This is a genomic window from Streptosporangium sp. NPDC023615, from assembly GCF_040640155.1.
Lineage (GTDB): Bacteria > Actinomycetota > Actinomycetes > Streptosporangiales > Streptosporangiaceae > Streptosporangium.
Map to the genome: position 1 here is coordinate 1 of NZ_JBFABE010000108.1, position 13,499 is coordinate 13,499.

Here is a 13,499-nt window from a genome sequence, read left to right on the forward strand (position 1 = left end):
CCCCGAGCGCCTGCAGGTCGCCTACTACAACTGGGCCCGCGCGCTGGCCGAGCCCCGCGTTCCCGGGCGGTCCCGACCGTTCTCGAGAGCGGTCCTGGCCGTTCTTCGGGCGGTTCTGCCGTGCTCGGGCGGCCCTGACCGTTCCCGGGAGCGGTTCCGTCGTGCTCGGACGGCTCCGGCCGTTCTCAGGCGGTCCTGGCGACGGCGGCGGTGACGGCCTTGGTGAGGCGTACCAGCTCCCCGGGGGAGGTCTCGATCTGCAGCCCGCGCCGGCCGGCGGAGAAGTAGATCGTCCCGAACTCCAGCGCGGAGGCGTCGACCACGGTCGGCAGCAGCCTGCGCTGGCCCAGCGGGCTGATGCCGCCGACCACGTACCCGGTGACCCGCTCGACCTTGGCCGCGTCGGCCATCGCCGCCCGCTTGCTCCCCAGCGCCGCCGCGAACGCCTTGAGGTCGAGCTTGCCCGCGACCGGCACGACCGCCACGGCCAGCCCGCTCTCCACCTCGGCCACCAGCGTCTTGAAGATCCGCCCGTACGGCACGCCGAGCGCGTCGGCGGCCTCCTCGCCGTAGGCCTGGGAGTTCGCGTCGTGCTCGTAGGGGTGGAGGGTGAAATCGGCCCCGGCCCGGGTCAGGGCCACCGTCGCGGGCGTCCCCTGGCCGCCCTTGTTCCTGTTCTTGCTCACGGGGGGAGAGTAGCGGCTGAACAAAATCTACATTGTAAAGGCAATGTCCGGGCGGGTGTCCGGATGATGGACGTGACGATATCCGGTGGCGCGCCTCCGTAGACTGAACGGGTGATTTCCCGTACCGACCTGCGAGGGGCCCTGCCCGAGGACCTCCGCGACGTGCTGCCCCGTGCCGACCTCGACGTCGAAGCCGCCCTGGAGAAGGTGCGGCCCATCTGCGAGGACGTGCGCCATCGCGGGGTCGCCGCGCTGCGCGAGCTGACCGCCCGGTTCGAGGGCGTCGAGCTGGAGTCCACCCGCGTGCCCGCCGAGGCGGTCACCGAGGCGCTGGCGGGGCTCGACCCGAAGGTCAGGGCCGCGCTGGAGGAGTCGATCCGCCGCGCCCGCCTCGTGCATCGCGACCAGGTCCGCGCCGACGTCACCACCCAGGTCGTGCCCGGCGGCACGGTCACCGAGCGCTGGGTGCCCGTCGACCGGGTGGGGCTGTACGTCCCCGGCGGCCGGGCCGTCTACCCGTCCAGTGTGATCATGAACGTGGTCCCGGCGCAGGAGGCCGGGGTGGCGTCCCTGGCGGTCTCCTCGCCCGCGCAGCGCGAGTTCGGGGGCCTGCCGCACCCGTCGATCCTGGCCGCGTGCGCGTTGCTCGGCGTGGACGAGGTCTACGCCGTCGGCGGCGCCCAGGCGGTGGCGATGTTCGCCTACGGCACCGAGGAGTGCCGCCCGGTCGCCATGGTCACCGGCCCCGGCAGCATCTGGGTCGCCGCGGCCAAGCGCCTGCTCAAGGGACGGATCGGCATCGACTCCGAGGCGGGGCCGACCGAGATCGCGATCCTCGCCGACGCCACCGCCGACCCGGCGCACGTCGCCGCCGACCTGATCAGCCAGGCCGAGCACGACACGATCGCCGCCGCCGTCCTGGTCACCGACTCCGAGGAGCTGGCCGAGGCCGTCGAGCGGGAGCTGCCCCGCCAGGTCGCCGCCACCAAGCACGCCGAGCGGATCACCGAGGCGCTGGCCGGGCGCCAGTCGGGCATCCTGCTGGTCGACGACATGGAGGCCGGGCTGCGCGTCGTCGACGCCTACGCCGCCGAGCACCTGGAGATCCAGGCGGCCGGGGCGGCCGAGCTGGCCGCCCGGGTGCGCAACGCCGGGGCGATCTTCGTCGGCGCGTTCGCGCCGGTCTCGCTGGGCGACTACATGGCGGGCTCCAACCACGTGCTGCCCACCGGCGGCTGCGCCTGCCACTCCTCGGGGCTGTCGGTGCAGACGTTCCTGCGGGGCGTGCACGTGGTCGACTACAGCCGCGAGGCCCTGGCCGGCGCCGCCGCGCACGTGTGCGTGCTGGCCGACACCGAGGACCTTCCCGCCCACGGCGCGGCGATCCGCGCCCGGTTCGACTGGGAGGTGCCGTCGTGACGACCCCTTCGCCCGGCCGGGGAGGCGCGCCCGTGAGGCTGGCGGATCTGCCGATCCGTGACGACCTGCGGGGGCGCACGCCCTACGGTGCCCCGCAGATCGACGTCCCGGTCAGGCTCAACACCAACGAGAACCCCTACGGGCCGTCCCCGGCCCTGGTCGCGGACCTGGCCGAGGCCGTGCGGGGTGTCACGGCCGAGCTCAACCGCTACCCCGACCGCGACGCGGTCGAGCTGCGGCGGGAGCTGGCCGGGTATCTCGGCCACGGCCTGGACGGGGAGCGGGTCTGGGCGGCCAACGGCTCCAACGAGGTGCTCCAGCAGATCCTGCAGGCCTTCGGCGGCCACGGCCGGTCCGCGATGGGCTTCGAGCCGTCCTACTCGATGCACCCGATCATCACCACCGGCGCCTCGACCGAGTGGATCTCCGGCGCCCGCGAGGAGGACTTCGGGATCGACCCCGGCAAGGCGGTCGCCGCGATCGAGGAGCACCGGCCCGACGTCGTGTTCCTCACCTCGCCCAACAACCCGACCGGGACCGCGCTGGACCCGGCGGTGATCGCCCGGATCGTCGAGGCGGCGCCGGGCATCGTGGTGGTCGACGAGGCCTACTTCGAGTTCGCCCGCACCGGCACCCCGTCGGCGCTGACCCTGCTGCCGGACAACCCCCGGCTGATCGTCACGCGGACCATGTCCAAGGCGTTCGCCATGGCCGGCACCCGGCTGGGCTACCTGGCCGCCGACCCGGCGGTCGTCGAGGCGCTGCTGCTGGTCCGGTTGCCCTACCACCTGTCCACGCTCACCCAGACGGCGGCGCTGACGGCGCTGGCCCACCGCGGCGAGCTGCTCGGCGCTGTCGACACGCTGCGGGCCGAGCGCGACGGCACCGTGGAGTGGCTGCGCGGCCGGGGGCTGACCGTCGCCGACTCGGACGCCAACTTCGTGCTGTTCGGCCTCTTCGAGGACCGGCACGCGGTGTGGCGGGGCCTGCTGGACCGCGGGGTGCTGATCCGCGAGGTCGGGCCGCCCGGGTGGCTTAGAGTTTCGATCGGAACGACCGAGGAGATGGCGGCGTTCCGCGCCGCCCTGGAGGAGATCCTGTGAGCATCACTGCCGGCGGCACGGCCGCGCCCCGTCGCGGTCGCGTCGAGCGCGTCACCAAGGAGACCTCGGTGCTGGTCGAGGTCGACCTCGACGGCACCGGGAACGTCGAGGTGTCCACCGGTGTCGGGTTCTTCGACCACATGCTGAACCAGCTCGGCAAGCACGGCCTGTTCGACCTGACCGTGAAGACCGAGGGCGATCTGCACATCGACTCCCACCACACGATCGAGGACACCTCGCTCGCGCTGGGCGCCGCGTTCCGCGAGGCCCTGGGCGACAAGTCGGGCCTGCGGAGGTTCGGCAACGCGTCCTGCCCGCTGGACGAGTCGCTCGCCGAGGTCACGGTCGACCTGTCGGGCCGCCCGTACCTGGTGCACACCGAGCCCGAGGGCATGGCGCCGATGATCGGCGCGGAGTACGACACGACGATGACCCGGCACATCCTGGAGTCGTTCGTCGCCCAGGCCGCCATCTGCCTGCACGTCCGCGTCCCGTACGGGCGCAACGCCCACCACATCGTGGAGGCCCAGTTCAAGGCGCTCGCCAGGGCGTTGCGGGCGGCCTCGGAGCGCGACCCGCGCTCCACCGGGGTGCCCAGTACCAAGGGTGTGCTGTGACCGCCTCCCGGGCGAGGGGGCGCGGCCGTGAGTGACAACTGGTCGGCGATCGCGATGGCCTTCGTGGCGCTCTTCCTCGTCGGCGGGATCATCTCATTCATCAAACAGGGCCTGAGGCGGGGCGCGGTGCTGCTCGCCGTCCTCGCGGCCCTGGCGACGACGGCGGCGGTGCTGTGGTGGTGAAGAAGGTAACGGTTCTCGACTACGGCTCGGGCAATCTCCGCTCCGCGGAGCGCGCGCTGGCCCGGGTCGGCGCGGACGTCACGGTGACGTCCGACTACGAGACGGCCATGGAGGCCGACGGCCTGGTCGTCCCTGGGGTCGGCGCGTTCGCCGCCTGCATGGCCGGGCTGCGGGCCGTGCGGGGCGAGCGGATCGTCGCGCGGCGCCTGTCGGCGGGGCGGCCGGTGCTCGGCATCTGCGTGGGCATGCAGATCCTCTTCGAGACGGGCGTCGAGCACGGCGTCACGACCGAGGGCTGCGGGGAGTGGCCGGGCACGGTGGAACGCCTGGAGGCGCCGGTCCTGCCGCACATGGGCTGGAACACGGTCAAGGCCCCGGCCGAGACCACGCTGTTCGCCGGGCTCGACCCGGCGACGCGCTTCTACTTCGTGCACTCCTACGGCGTACGCTCCTGGGAGCTCCAGCCGGGGCCGGGCTTCGACGACCCGCTGGTCACCTGGGCCGAGCACGGAGCGCCGTTCGTCGCGGCCGTGGAGAACGGACCGCTGGCGGCCACCCAGTTCCACCCGGAGAAGTCGGGCGACGCCGGGGCACAGCTGCTGGTCAACTGGCTGGGAACGGTCGCGTGAGCCTTTCCGGTCGTCCGGCGCGATCTTCGGCGGGTGCCTTCCCCGCGGGGTTCTCCGCGAGGGCCCGGTGAGGCCCCGGGCGGGGTCTCCGGGGGTCCTCGGCGAGCCTTCGGGGGTCCTCGGCGAACCTTCCGGAGGGTCTTCGACGAGTCTTCCGGGGAGCCCTCGATGAGTCTTCCGGGGAGTCCTCGATGAGCAAGGAGCGGGCCAGGCGGCGGGCCGAGCGGGAGGCGGAGCGGGCCCGTCAGGAGGCCCTGCGCGCCGAACGGGAGGCCAGGCTGGCGCGCCGGCGCGAGCGCGTCGGCAGGGTGACCGCGCTGCTGCCCGGCAGGCCCGTCAGAATCGTCTCCCAGGGCGGCATCATGGCCCGGCGCCGCCGGGCGCAGAACGCCGTCGCGGCGGTGCTGTTCCTGATCGTCCAGGTCATCGCCTGGTTACTCTGGTCCTCGTGGACCGCGCGGTTCGGCACCCTGGTTCTGTCACTGTTGTTCGTACCGCTTTTCCTCACCCTTGTTTTCGACCGGAGGACCTGAACAGATGTCGCTTGAGCTGCTCCCCGCCGTGGACGTCGCCGACGGCCAGGCGGTCCGCCTGGTCCAGGGCGAGGCGGGCACCGAGACCTCCTACGGCGACCCCCTGTCGGCCGCGCTCGCCTGGCAGGAGGCCGGCGCGGAGTGGATCCATCTGGTCGACCTGGACGCGGCCTTCGGCCGGGGCAGCAACCGCGAGCTGCTCGCCACCGTGGTGGGCGCCCTCGACGTCAAGGTGGAGATGTCCGGTGGCATCCGCGACGACGCCACCCTGGAGCTCGCCCTGGCCACCGGCTGCCGCCGGGTGAACATCGGCACCGCCGCGCTGGAGAACCCCGCCTGGTGCTCGAAGATCATCGCCGAGTACGGGGACCGGATCGCGATCGGCCTCGACGTGCGGGGGACGACGCTGGCGGCCCGGGGCTGGACCCAGGAGGGCGGCGACCTGTGGGAGGTCCTGGAGCGCCTGGAGGGCGACGGCTGCCCCCGTTACGTCGTCACCGACGTCACCAAGGACGGCACGCTGCGCGGCCCCAACCTGGACCTGCTCCGCGAGGTCTGCTCCCGTACCGACAGGCCCGTGGTCGCCAGCGGCGGCGTCTCGTCCCTGGACGACCTGCGCGCCCTGGCGTCGCTGGTCCCGGTCGGGGTCGAGGGGGCCATCGTCGGCAAGGCGCTGTACGCGCAGGCGTTCACCCTTGAGGACGCCCTCGCGGCGGTACGTTCCTGATCTGGCTTCTGAGGAGTTTCGGATGACTGTCGCGGTGCGTGTGATCCCCTGCCTGGACGTGGACGCCGGGCGGGTGGTCAAGGGCGTCAACTTCGAGAACCTTCGCGACGCCGGGGACCCGGTGGAGCTGGCCCGCCGCTACGACGCGGAGGGGGCCGACGAGCTGACGTTCCTCGACATCACGGCCTCCAGCTCCGACCGGTCGACCATGTACGACGTGGTCAGCCGGACCGCCGAGCAGGTGTTCATCCCGCTGACCGTGGGCGGGGGAGTCCGCTCGGTCGAGGACGTGGACCGGCTGCTGCGGGCGGGCGCCGACAAGGTGGGCCTGAACACCGCGGCGATCGCCCGGCCCGAGCTGCTGACCGAGGCGTCCCAGCGGTACGGGGCGCAGTGCATCGTGCTGTCGGTGGACGCCCGCCGGGTCGTCGACGGCCCGCCCACCGTCTCGGGGTTCGAGGTGACCACGCACGGTGGGCGCCGGGGCACCGGCATCGACGCGGTCGAGTGGGCCCGGCGGGGCGAGGAGCTGGGCGTGGGGGAGATCCTGCTCAACTCCATGGACGGCGACGGCACGCGTGACGGCTACGACCTGGAGCTGATCCGGCTCGTGCGGGCCGCGGTGTCGGTGCCGGTCATCGCCAGCGGCGGCGCCGGGTCGCTGGAGCACTTCCCGCCGGCGGTGGAGGCGGGGGCGGACGCGGTGCTGGCCGCCTCGGTGTTCCACTTCGGGCAGTTGAAGATCGGTGACGTCAAGGAGACGCTGCGACTGGCGGGGCACCCGGTTCGCTGATCTTCTCGCCGGGCGGTTCCGTTGCACGGCGGGGTTGGCGTCGTGGGCCGGACGAGGTTCTTGTCACGTGGGCCGTGCCGGGGGGCGGGTTGTAGGGGCTGCCTGGTTCGGGGGGTGGCCGGGCTTTAGGGGCCGGCTGGTTCGGGGTGGGGCCGGGTGTCCGGGGCGGGCCGGGCGGGGTTCGGGGTGGGACCGGGGGGCCGGGCCGGGCGGGGTTCGCGCTGCGGCGGGCCGGTGCTCCGGGCGGCCGTCGTGGCCGGGGTCTGGTCTTCCAGGCCTCCGGCCTGCCGGGCGCGACGGTCGCGCTTTCTTATACGCCGCCCGGAACACCGGCCCGCCTCCGCGCACCATGGTCCGTCCGTACGGGGTGCGGGCCGTAGCCGCTCCGTCTCCGGCCGCCCAGCGTGCGCGCCGGCGCTGAAGCCTCGGCGCGGGGAGGCTCGGGGAGTCGCCGTAGCTGAAGCGCCCCCGCGGGAAGGAGCGCAGGGCCGGGCTTCGGGCCTTGCGGGGCCGGGTACGGGGGAGCCGCCCACGCCGCGGTGCTCCTGCGGCATCCCCGGGGTGGCTGGTTCTGGGGATCAGGGGAGGCCGTAGCGGGCTTTGATGGTCTTGGCCTCCTCTTCGGTGACCTGCTGCGGGGTACGGGCCAGGGCCTGACGCAGGTCAGAGACGATCTTGTCGCCCGAGCTGCGGACACGGGTGCGGTGATGGGTGAGCTGCTCCTCGAAGCGCTTGGCCGCCGGGCCGTTCCAGACCTTGCCGGAGTGAAAGGCCCGGAACGGCGTCTCGATGGTCTGCTCGACCTCCTCCAGCAGCGGCTCGACCGTCCGGAGCGTCTCTCCCAGGGCTCTGTGGAGCGGATTGGGCACCATCTCGGCCATGGTCCGGTCAGTCCTTCACGGGGGAGTCGGCCTTCGCCGAAGGGCTCGCCGACGGGGCGGTTGTCTGGGTGAGCAGCTTCGGCGCGATCAATTTCATCATCGCCGCCACATCGGCGGCGTTGTCCCGTCCTTCGACGCCGATCTCCAACTGAACCGAGACCCTGGTCTCGCCTCGGACAAGGTGAGCGTACGCGGAGTTGTTCTCGCTGTTCTTTGGCCGGGAGTAAGCGCCAATGGCGCCGGCAACGATCCCCGGCAGAGGCGCGGCACCGTCATCGAGATACTCCTGGATCGCCGCTCGGTCATTTCCAGACGACAGGTCGATCACGAGGACGTTCTCCTGGTCGGTTCTCCGGCGGACCACGCAGACCCCTGTGTTCGGGATGTCGTCACTTGTGAGATTAAAGTGACCGCGAACCAGCGGGTTACGTGTGCCGGTCATCAACTCCACGGCCTTCAGCGGAATGTGTTCGCAGATGTATGGCGGGGCGGCCAAGGCTGGTAATGGGGTGCGGTCGATCGGAGTGGCTTCTTCGTTCTGACAGGCGGCAGACAAGGGCAGCATGCACATCAATGCCACGAGCAGAACGAGGGGTCTGTTCATCATTCGTACTTGCCGAAACCATCGGAAAATCCCTGGTCCAGGCGACTCTCGACATCTCGCCAAGCCTGTCCCGCCGGTCCGCTGCGCCATCGGTTGTAAGCCTCGATTCTGCGCCCCTTGTCAGTGGCATTGAGGGCTTTCTCGTCGATCATCTCGTCCTTGGTCATGAGCGTCCGGCCGTCATCCTTGAGGAAGTTGTTGGGATTGTCGCGAGGGTCGCCACCCGCTTCAAGGTCTTCCAGCGAGGCCCAGGGATGTGTGGCGGCGGCGGGTTCAGCGGAACCGAACAGGCCATGCTTGAGCATGGCCCGGGCAGTGAGGTCGCGAACGAGGTTCCGGGTTCGGTCGACGGTGGCGTTGGCGGCCTCACGGGCATCACTCTCTGCCTCTCCTTCGACGAGGTCCTCGGCCAGTCCTGTCCACGACCCCACGACACCGGCCGCGATGGGCCATGCGCCCCCATGTAGAAAGGCAAGGCCGCTGTTGAGTGTTGCCATGAGGGCCTTCACGTTTCGCTTCTGTGCTTGGTCTAGTTTCTTGCCGTCCTCGATTTTGATCAATTCGGCCGAGTCGGTGATCAGGCCGAATCCTGCGCCGATTTGTCTCGCGCCGGACAGGAGCGCGTCGTTCCTCTGCTTGATGTCCGTTTTCTGGGCGGCATTGTCTAGGAGCCATCCAGCGAACGCCGTCTGAGCGGTGGTCACAAGGGAGAACGCTTTGGAGTCCGCGAACGCCTCTTTCATCACCCGGCGCAACTCTGTCTTGCTGAACAGTGCCCCCCAGGGGTCCTGGCCGGGAATGGCGAGGTTGTCTGCCCTTCGGACACCAGGTACGAACTCGTCTTGGCCAAGGTCGGCGACGTGGTTGACGTCCCGGATGTACTCGGACAGTACGAGGCCGGTGAAGGTGGGTTGCACGGCGGAGTCCGGAGGCCGGCCGTCCTTGATGCGGGCGGCTTCGAGGTGGATGAACTCGGAGGCGAGTTTGGCCGACCAGTAGCCGCGTGAGGGGTTGCCGGGGCTGCCGGAGTGGTCGCGGAAGTGGAGCATCGCGGCTTCGAGGGCCTTGCCCAGGGCCGCGCCACCGTCGTTCATCCTGCCCTGGGTCAGATGGCGCTTCAGGGCGGTGGGGTCGCCGACGAAGAAGTCCTGGGCCGCCTCGGGGTGACGGCCCAGGGCGTTCATCACGTCGATGACGGCCTGCGGCTCCACGGCCCTGACGTATTTGGCCTTGTCCACCTTCCTGGCGATGTCGACCAGGAAGGTGGTGGCGAAGGTGCCGTGTCTGAGGGACAGGCTGATCGCCTGATAGTTGCGCCGTTGCTGCCAGTGATCCTTGGACTCGGCGGTGAAGGCGTCGCGCCAGGCCTTGTCCAGCCTGGGACTCGCCGTGCCCAGGGCTTTGCCCAGGGCGGCCTGCACCCGCTGTGACTTCCTGTCGCGCGGGTTCTCCGCAGCCTCCGCCATCGCCTCGCGGAACGTCGCCGCCCCCACCGCGGTCAGCAGCGCGGCGGTGAAGGTCACCTCACCCGTGCGCTTCTCCAGCGCCGCCACGGTCTTGGCGTCGATCTCACCCTTCTTGGCGGCCTCGGTCAGCTTGACGGCGGCGCCGTAGACGTCAGGGTCGCCCGAGGCCTTGCCGTAAAGGGACTCGTCGAAGGCGGCCAGGCCGCCGGGCAGACCGGAGGCGCCCCACTCGGTGCGCTCGGAGCGGATCACCTCGCTGCGCCGCCGCAGATCGGGACGGCTGGAGCCGATCCAGGTGCGTGTCTCGCGCAGCGCGCCCAGCGCCGAGGTGTCCAGGTCGAGCTTTTCCAGGGCCGCGCGGATTCGGGGCTCGCCGTTGCCGATGGCGTCCTGCGTCCGGCCGAGCCCGCGCTCGAAGGCGTCCATCGCGGTGGGGTCGATGCCGGAGAACCCGCCGCTCACCCCCTGTGGCGTGGTCGGTGCCGTGGTCGAGGGCGGGTGTGGAAGGGGCTGCGGACCGGATGCGGGCTTGGTGGACGGTGGACGTGGTTCGTCGCCGGACGAGGGCGCGGGCGGTGGAGGGACGGGCGCGGGCGCGGGGGTGGGCGCGGGCGACCCGGACGGGGATGCGGAGGCGGGGGGGTGCGCCTGGGAGCCGCCGGTCGGACCGGTGACGGCGGGGGCCGGTGACGGATAGGGGTGGGCCATGGGACGGCGGACTCCAGCGTGGTCGGTGAGAACGCAGGCGTGGAAATGCCAGCCTATGTTTTCATCCGGCCCCCGGCAAAGGGTTCTCGCGCGTTCAGGAAGAACATGGACGGGTGAGTGGACCTCGTCCTTCATCGTCGCACGGTGCATGAACGGAAGAATCAGCAGCAAGTGGCCTTTTGTTCGCGATAAACCCTTGCATTCCCGGCGTCGAAGAGGAGGTTTGGATTACCACATTCATGGGGTTTCGCCCGTTCGGGCCGCTACGCCTTGCCGCCGGTCGACGCCGCTCGGCAGGACGGGAAGATGTCGTGCGAATGCGCCCTTTCCTCGTTGGGGGCGATCTTCTGGTGTCGTGGTTTCCACGAGGAGCCGAGGAACCTGCGATCGACGCGGGGTTCGCGGGCGGCCGCTCCGAGACCGAGGGGCTCCGGGTGCCGTGACCCGGTGGCGGGGATGCCGGCCCGGCGTGGTCAGCCGGTGCCGAAGTCGGTCCGGGCGACGTAGTCGGCGAAGTCGAGGGGTGGGCGGCCCAGCGCCTCCAGGACGCCGTCGGTCGGCTCCCAGCCGCGCTCCAGGCGGATGTGGCGGAGGACGGCGATCATCTCGTCCGCTTCGGCGTCCGGGTATCCCGCGGCGGTGAGCTCGTCACGGTAGGCGTCCTCGCTGATCGGGACGAAGCGCAGAGCACGGCCCGACGCGCGGGCGATCTCGCCGACCGCCTCGGCGAAGCTGAGGGACCGCGCGCCGGACAGGACGTAGGTGCGCCCCGCGTGCCCGTCCTCGGTGAGCGCCGTCGCCGCCACCTCGGCGAGGTCCTCCAGGTCGACGAACGCCTCCCGGCCCTCGCCGGTGGGCAGCCGCAGCTCGCCGGTGTCGTTCAGCGGGGAGGCGATGAAGTCCAGTTCGGTGAAGTTCTGGGAGAACCAGGCCGGGCGCAGGATCGTCCACCGCGTCCCCGACTCCCTGACGGCCCGCTCGGTGGCGAGGAACTCCTCGCCCATCTCGCCGAAGGTGCGGGAGGACAGCAGGACCAGGCGCCGTACCCCGGCGCCGGCGGCGAGGTCCGCGAACGCGCGGACCTCCTCCGGCGCGTCCGGGCCCTGGGAGTCGACCACGTACACGGCACCGACGCCCTCCAGGGCCGGTTCCCACGTCGAGCGGTCGGCCCAGTCGAAGCGGACCGGGCCCCGGCGCGAGGCCACGGCGGGGTCGACACCGCGGCGGCGCAGCGCGGAGGCGACACGGCTGCCGGTCTTGCCGGTCCCGCCCAGGACGAGAACACGTGAAGGAGCGTTCGTCATGCGCCTCACCCTATCGACACCGGAAATCCCGCGAGGAAAGGGAAACGCCTGGTCGCGATATCGGAACAGCGTCCTGCAAGCCATTCTCAAGGTATGGACGCCGTGGTGAAAGCGGCCGGTCGTACATATGAGGAGCAACAGCGAATCCCGCTCGAAAGGACCGCTCCCATGGGCCGCACCTCCCGTTCACTTCTCGGTCTCGCCGTCGCCGTCGCGGCGGGCGCCACCGTTCTCGCCGTACCGGCCGGCGCGCGGGCCGCGACCGCTCGTGGCGCGTGCGACGCCTCGCTGGTGGCGCCCGCGGGCAGCCTGATCGGCGGGCTGTGGCGTTCCAACGGCGGCCGGAGCAGCGTCTACGGCTGCCCCACGAGCAAGGAGTTCGGCTACCCGGACAAGCGCGGATCCTGGCAGACCTTCCGCAACGGCAAGATCGTCTGGTCTCCGAACCTGGGCGACGGGACCCTGGTGCGCGTGTACGAGAAGGGGAACAAGATCGTCTTCAAGTGGAGCGGCCTGGGGCGTGACTGGGACTTCTTCAACGTCCGCTGGAGCAAGGACGGGGGCAGGGCCACCCAGGTCGAGGTCGGCCGCCTGACCCCGTGGAGCGGGCAGTACGTCATGACGCCGTACTGCGACGGCGACGTGTGCGGCACCACCAACGGGCACGAGGTCAACAGGTTCGCCTTCGTCGTCCAGGGCTGCGACCGCGGCACGTTCGGCTCCGACTGCGGCCCCTGGAGCATCCCCACCTCCGTCCGCGTCGCCCACTGAGCCCCCGTCCGGCGGTTCCCGGACCGCGTGTCCCCGCGGTTCGGGAACCAGGTGCGAACCGCCCGGAGGGGCCCGTCCCCTCCGGGCGTGTTGACTGCGCGGAGATGAGTTTTCTGTAGCGAGATGTTGACATCCCGCCCGTGAACCTTGAACACTTTGCGGAAACGTGACGGAAACGTGGGCGCGACCCGATCGCCGGTCCTCCGCCGGGAATCGGTCGCCCCGTCGCCGATCACACCGGAACAACGTGTACGCGAAAATGTTAACGCTAACAATTGTTTGTGTGTCACCGATGTGTCCCATCGCCCCTGAGGTCTCGCCGTGAGTGCGCGGCTGTGATGTCGCCCTTCGCCGTCCCCTCACCGATCCCCGGAAAGGATGCCCGCGGTGTCCCTGCGTCAAGAGGCCGTCGCCACCGTCATGTAGCCGACGGCCCTGCCGGGCGGCGGCGTCCGCATCGCCGCGGCGCCGTCGGCGGCCCCGTGCCGGGCCCGTGCCGGGCCCCGTGTCATGGGCCGCCTCGGAGGGGGGCCGAACCGGCCCGGTGACGGCTGCGCCCTCCACCTGAAGGCGAGCTGCGACGGTCTCGACCGGACGCTCCCGAACCAGTACGACCCGGTCGTCACGCCGGCCGGGGGTTTGACCCAGGAACTCAGATCTAGTGATTGGACATCTCATGGCACTGATCACGGCGCCCGATGGTTCCTCGTCAGGACCGCCGCGGAGCGCTCGGCCGTCGCGCCGGCTGCTGATCACCTTTTTGGTGACCGCGCTCGCCGCGATGGCGGGCCTGGTCGTCTCCGCGCCGTCGGCCGACGCCGCCACCAGCCAGTTCCGAGGCATGAACTGGGCCGTGCTGGGTGACAACTTCAGCACCGGCACGCTCGTCGTGCAGGGCCTGAGCCAGTCCGACAGCAACGCGACGGTCCGGGCCAAGGCCAACGCCCTCTACGACGACATGGCCTCGACCATGGGGGTCAACACCGTCCGGCTGCCCATCAACACCCACACCGTGGCCAACACGACCTGGTGGAACGCCTACCGCGGCGCCATCGACGCCGCCACCGAGCGTGGA

Annotated in this window: 14 protein-coding genes and 1 pseudogene; 10 read left to right on the top strand and 5 right to left on the bottom strand. The window is 71.0% G+C overall.

The genetic code is table 11. The features are described 5' to 3' along the window. Positions 1–185: 185 nt before the first annotated feature. Complete coding sequence (ybaK, locus tag AB0G16_RS37030) at positions 186–686, bottom strand: Cys-tRNA(Pro) deacylase (RefSeq protein ID WP_362815455.1); 501 nt, start codon at positions 684–686, stop codon at positions 186–188. Between the two features lie 111 nt (positions 687–797). Between ybaK and hisD the strand changes: the two genes are divergently transcribed. From hisD to hisF, 8 genes are all read left to right on the top strand, one after another. Then, positions 798–2,105 (top strand): histidinol dehydrogenase, encoded by a 1,308-nt coding sequence (gene hisD, locus AB0G16_RS37035; protein ID WP_362815456.1) that lies wholly within the window; start codon positions 798–800, stop codon positions 2,103–2,105. Positions 2,106–2,137: 32 nt separating this feature from the next. Then, on the top strand, positions 2,138–3,208 hold the full coding sequence (locus AB0G16_RS37040) for a histidinol-phosphate transaminase (protein ID WP_362815457.1): 1,071 nt from the start codon (positions 2,138–2,140) through the stop codon (positions 3,206–3,208). After that, positions 3,205–3,825 (top strand): imidazoleglycerol-phosphate dehydratase HisB, encoded by a 621-nt coding sequence (gene hisB / locus AB0G16_RS37045; RefSeq protein WP_362815458.1) that lies wholly within the window; start codon positions 3,205–3,207, stop codon positions 3,823–3,825. The genes AB0G16_RS37040 and hisB overlap by 4 nt, the downstream gene beginning before the upstream one ends. A gap of 27 nt (positions 3,826–3,852) precedes the next feature. Further along, positions 3,853–4,008 (top strand): hypothetical protein, encoded by a 156-nt coding sequence (locus tag AB0G16_RS37050; RefSeq protein ID WP_362815459.1) that lies wholly within the window; start codon positions 3,853–3,855, stop codon positions 4,006–4,008. Further along, positions 4,002–4,637, top strand: coding sequence for an imidazole glycerol phosphate synthase subunit HisH (hisH, locus tag AB0G16_RS37055; RefSeq protein WP_362815460.1), 636 nt, complete (start codon positions 4,002–4,004; stop codon positions 4,635–4,637). The genes AB0G16_RS37050 and hisH overlap by 7 nt, the downstream gene beginning before the upstream one ends. 191 nt (positions 4,638–4,828) lie before the next feature. Next, the gene (locus AB0G16_RS37060) at positions 4,829–5,170 is read left to right on the top strand and encodes a hypothetical protein (protein ID WP_362815461.1); all 342 of its coding nucleotides are present in this window, start codon (positions 4,829–4,831) and stop codon (positions 5,168–5,170) included. 4 nt (positions 5,171–5,174) lie between these two features. Further along, positions 5,175–5,897: a bifunctional 1-(5-phosphoribosyl)-5-((5-phosphoribosylamino)methylideneamino)imidazole-4-carboxamide isomerase/phosphoribosylanthranilate isomerase PriA gene (priA, locus tag AB0G16_RS37065; protein WP_362815462.1), complete on the top strand. Its 723-nt coding sequence runs from the start codon at positions 5,175–5,177 to the stop codon at positions 5,895–5,897. 22 nt (positions 5,898–5,919) lie between these two features. Further along, positions 5,920–6,690, top strand: coding sequence for an imidazole glycerol phosphate synthase subunit HisF (hisF, locus tag AB0G16_RS37070; protein ID WP_362815463.1), 771 nt, complete (start codon positions 5,920–5,922; stop codon positions 6,688–6,690). Positions 6,691–7,268: 578 nt separating this feature from the next. Here hisF and AB0G16_RS37075 read toward each other — a convergent pair. From AB0G16_RS37075 to AB0G16_RS37090, 4 genes are all read right to left on the bottom strand, one after another. Continuing rightward, positions 7,269–7,562: a hypothetical protein gene (locus AB0G16_RS37075; protein WP_362815464.1), complete on the bottom strand. Its 294-nt coding sequence runs from the start codon at positions 7,560–7,562 to the stop codon at positions 7,269–7,271. Positions 7,563–7,578: 16 nt separating this feature from the next. After that, the gene (locus AB0G16_RS37080; protein ID WP_362815465.1) at positions 7,579–8,178 is read right to left on the bottom strand and encodes a hypothetical protein; all 600 of its coding nucleotides are present in this window, start codon (positions 8,176–8,178) and stop codon (positions 7,579–7,581) included. Continuing rightward, positions 8,175–10,103, bottom strand: coding sequence for a hypothetical protein (locus AB0G16_RS37085; RefSeq protein ID WP_362815466.1), 1,929 nt, complete (start codon positions 10,101–10,103; stop codon positions 8,175–8,177). The genes AB0G16_RS37080 and AB0G16_RS37085 overlap by 4 nt, the downstream gene beginning before the upstream one ends. 719 nt (positions 10,104–10,822) lie before the next feature. Next, on the bottom strand, positions 10,823–11,653 hold the full coding sequence (locus AB0G16_RS37090) for an NAD(P)H-binding protein (protein WP_362815467.1): 831 nt from the start codon (positions 11,651–11,653) through the stop codon (positions 10,823–10,825). A gap of 168 nt (positions 11,654–11,821) precedes the next feature. On the opposite strand from AB0G16_RS37090, the gene AB0G16_RS37095 reads away from it, so the two are divergent. Next, entirely contained in the window at positions 11,822–12,424 is a 603-nt protein-coding gene (locus tag AB0G16_RS37095) for a hypothetical protein (protein WP_362815468.1), read from the top strand. Between the two features lie 763 nt (positions 12,425–13,187). Then, positions 13,188–13,499: pseudogene (locus AB0G16_RS37100) on the top strand (glycosyl hydrolase); the annotation flags it as partial.

Bases quoted from the DNA above. Each gene is read 5' to 3' on its own strand.
- AB0G16_RS37060 (WP_362815461.1), top strand. From the start codon at position 4,829: ATGAGCAAGGAGCGGGCCAGGCGGCGGGCCGAGCGGGAGGCGGAGCGG.
- priA (WP_362815462.1), top strand. From the start codon at position 5,175: ATGTCGCTTGAGCTGCTCCCCGCCGTGGACGTCGCCGACGGCCAGGCG.
- hisF (WP_362815463.1), top strand. From the start codon at position 5,920: ATGACTGTCGCGGTGCGTGTGATCCCCTGCCTGGACGTGGACGCCGGG.
- AB0G16_RS37075 (WP_362815464.1), bottom strand. From the start codon at position 7,562: ATGGTGCCCAATCCGCTCCACAGAGCCCTGGGAGAGACGCTCCGGACG.
- AB0G16_RS37080 (WP_362815465.1), bottom strand. From the start codon at position 8,178: ATGATGAACAGACCCCTCGTTCTGCTCGTGGCATTGATGTGCATGCTG.
- AB0G16_RS37090 (WP_362815467.1), bottom strand. From the start codon at position 11,653: ATGACGAACGCTCCTTCACGTGTTCTCGTCCTGGGCGGGACCGGCAAG.
- AB0G16_RS37095 (WP_362815468.1), top strand. From the start codon at position 11,822: ATGGGCCGCACCTCCCGTTCACTTCTCGGTCTCGCCGTCGCCGTCGCG.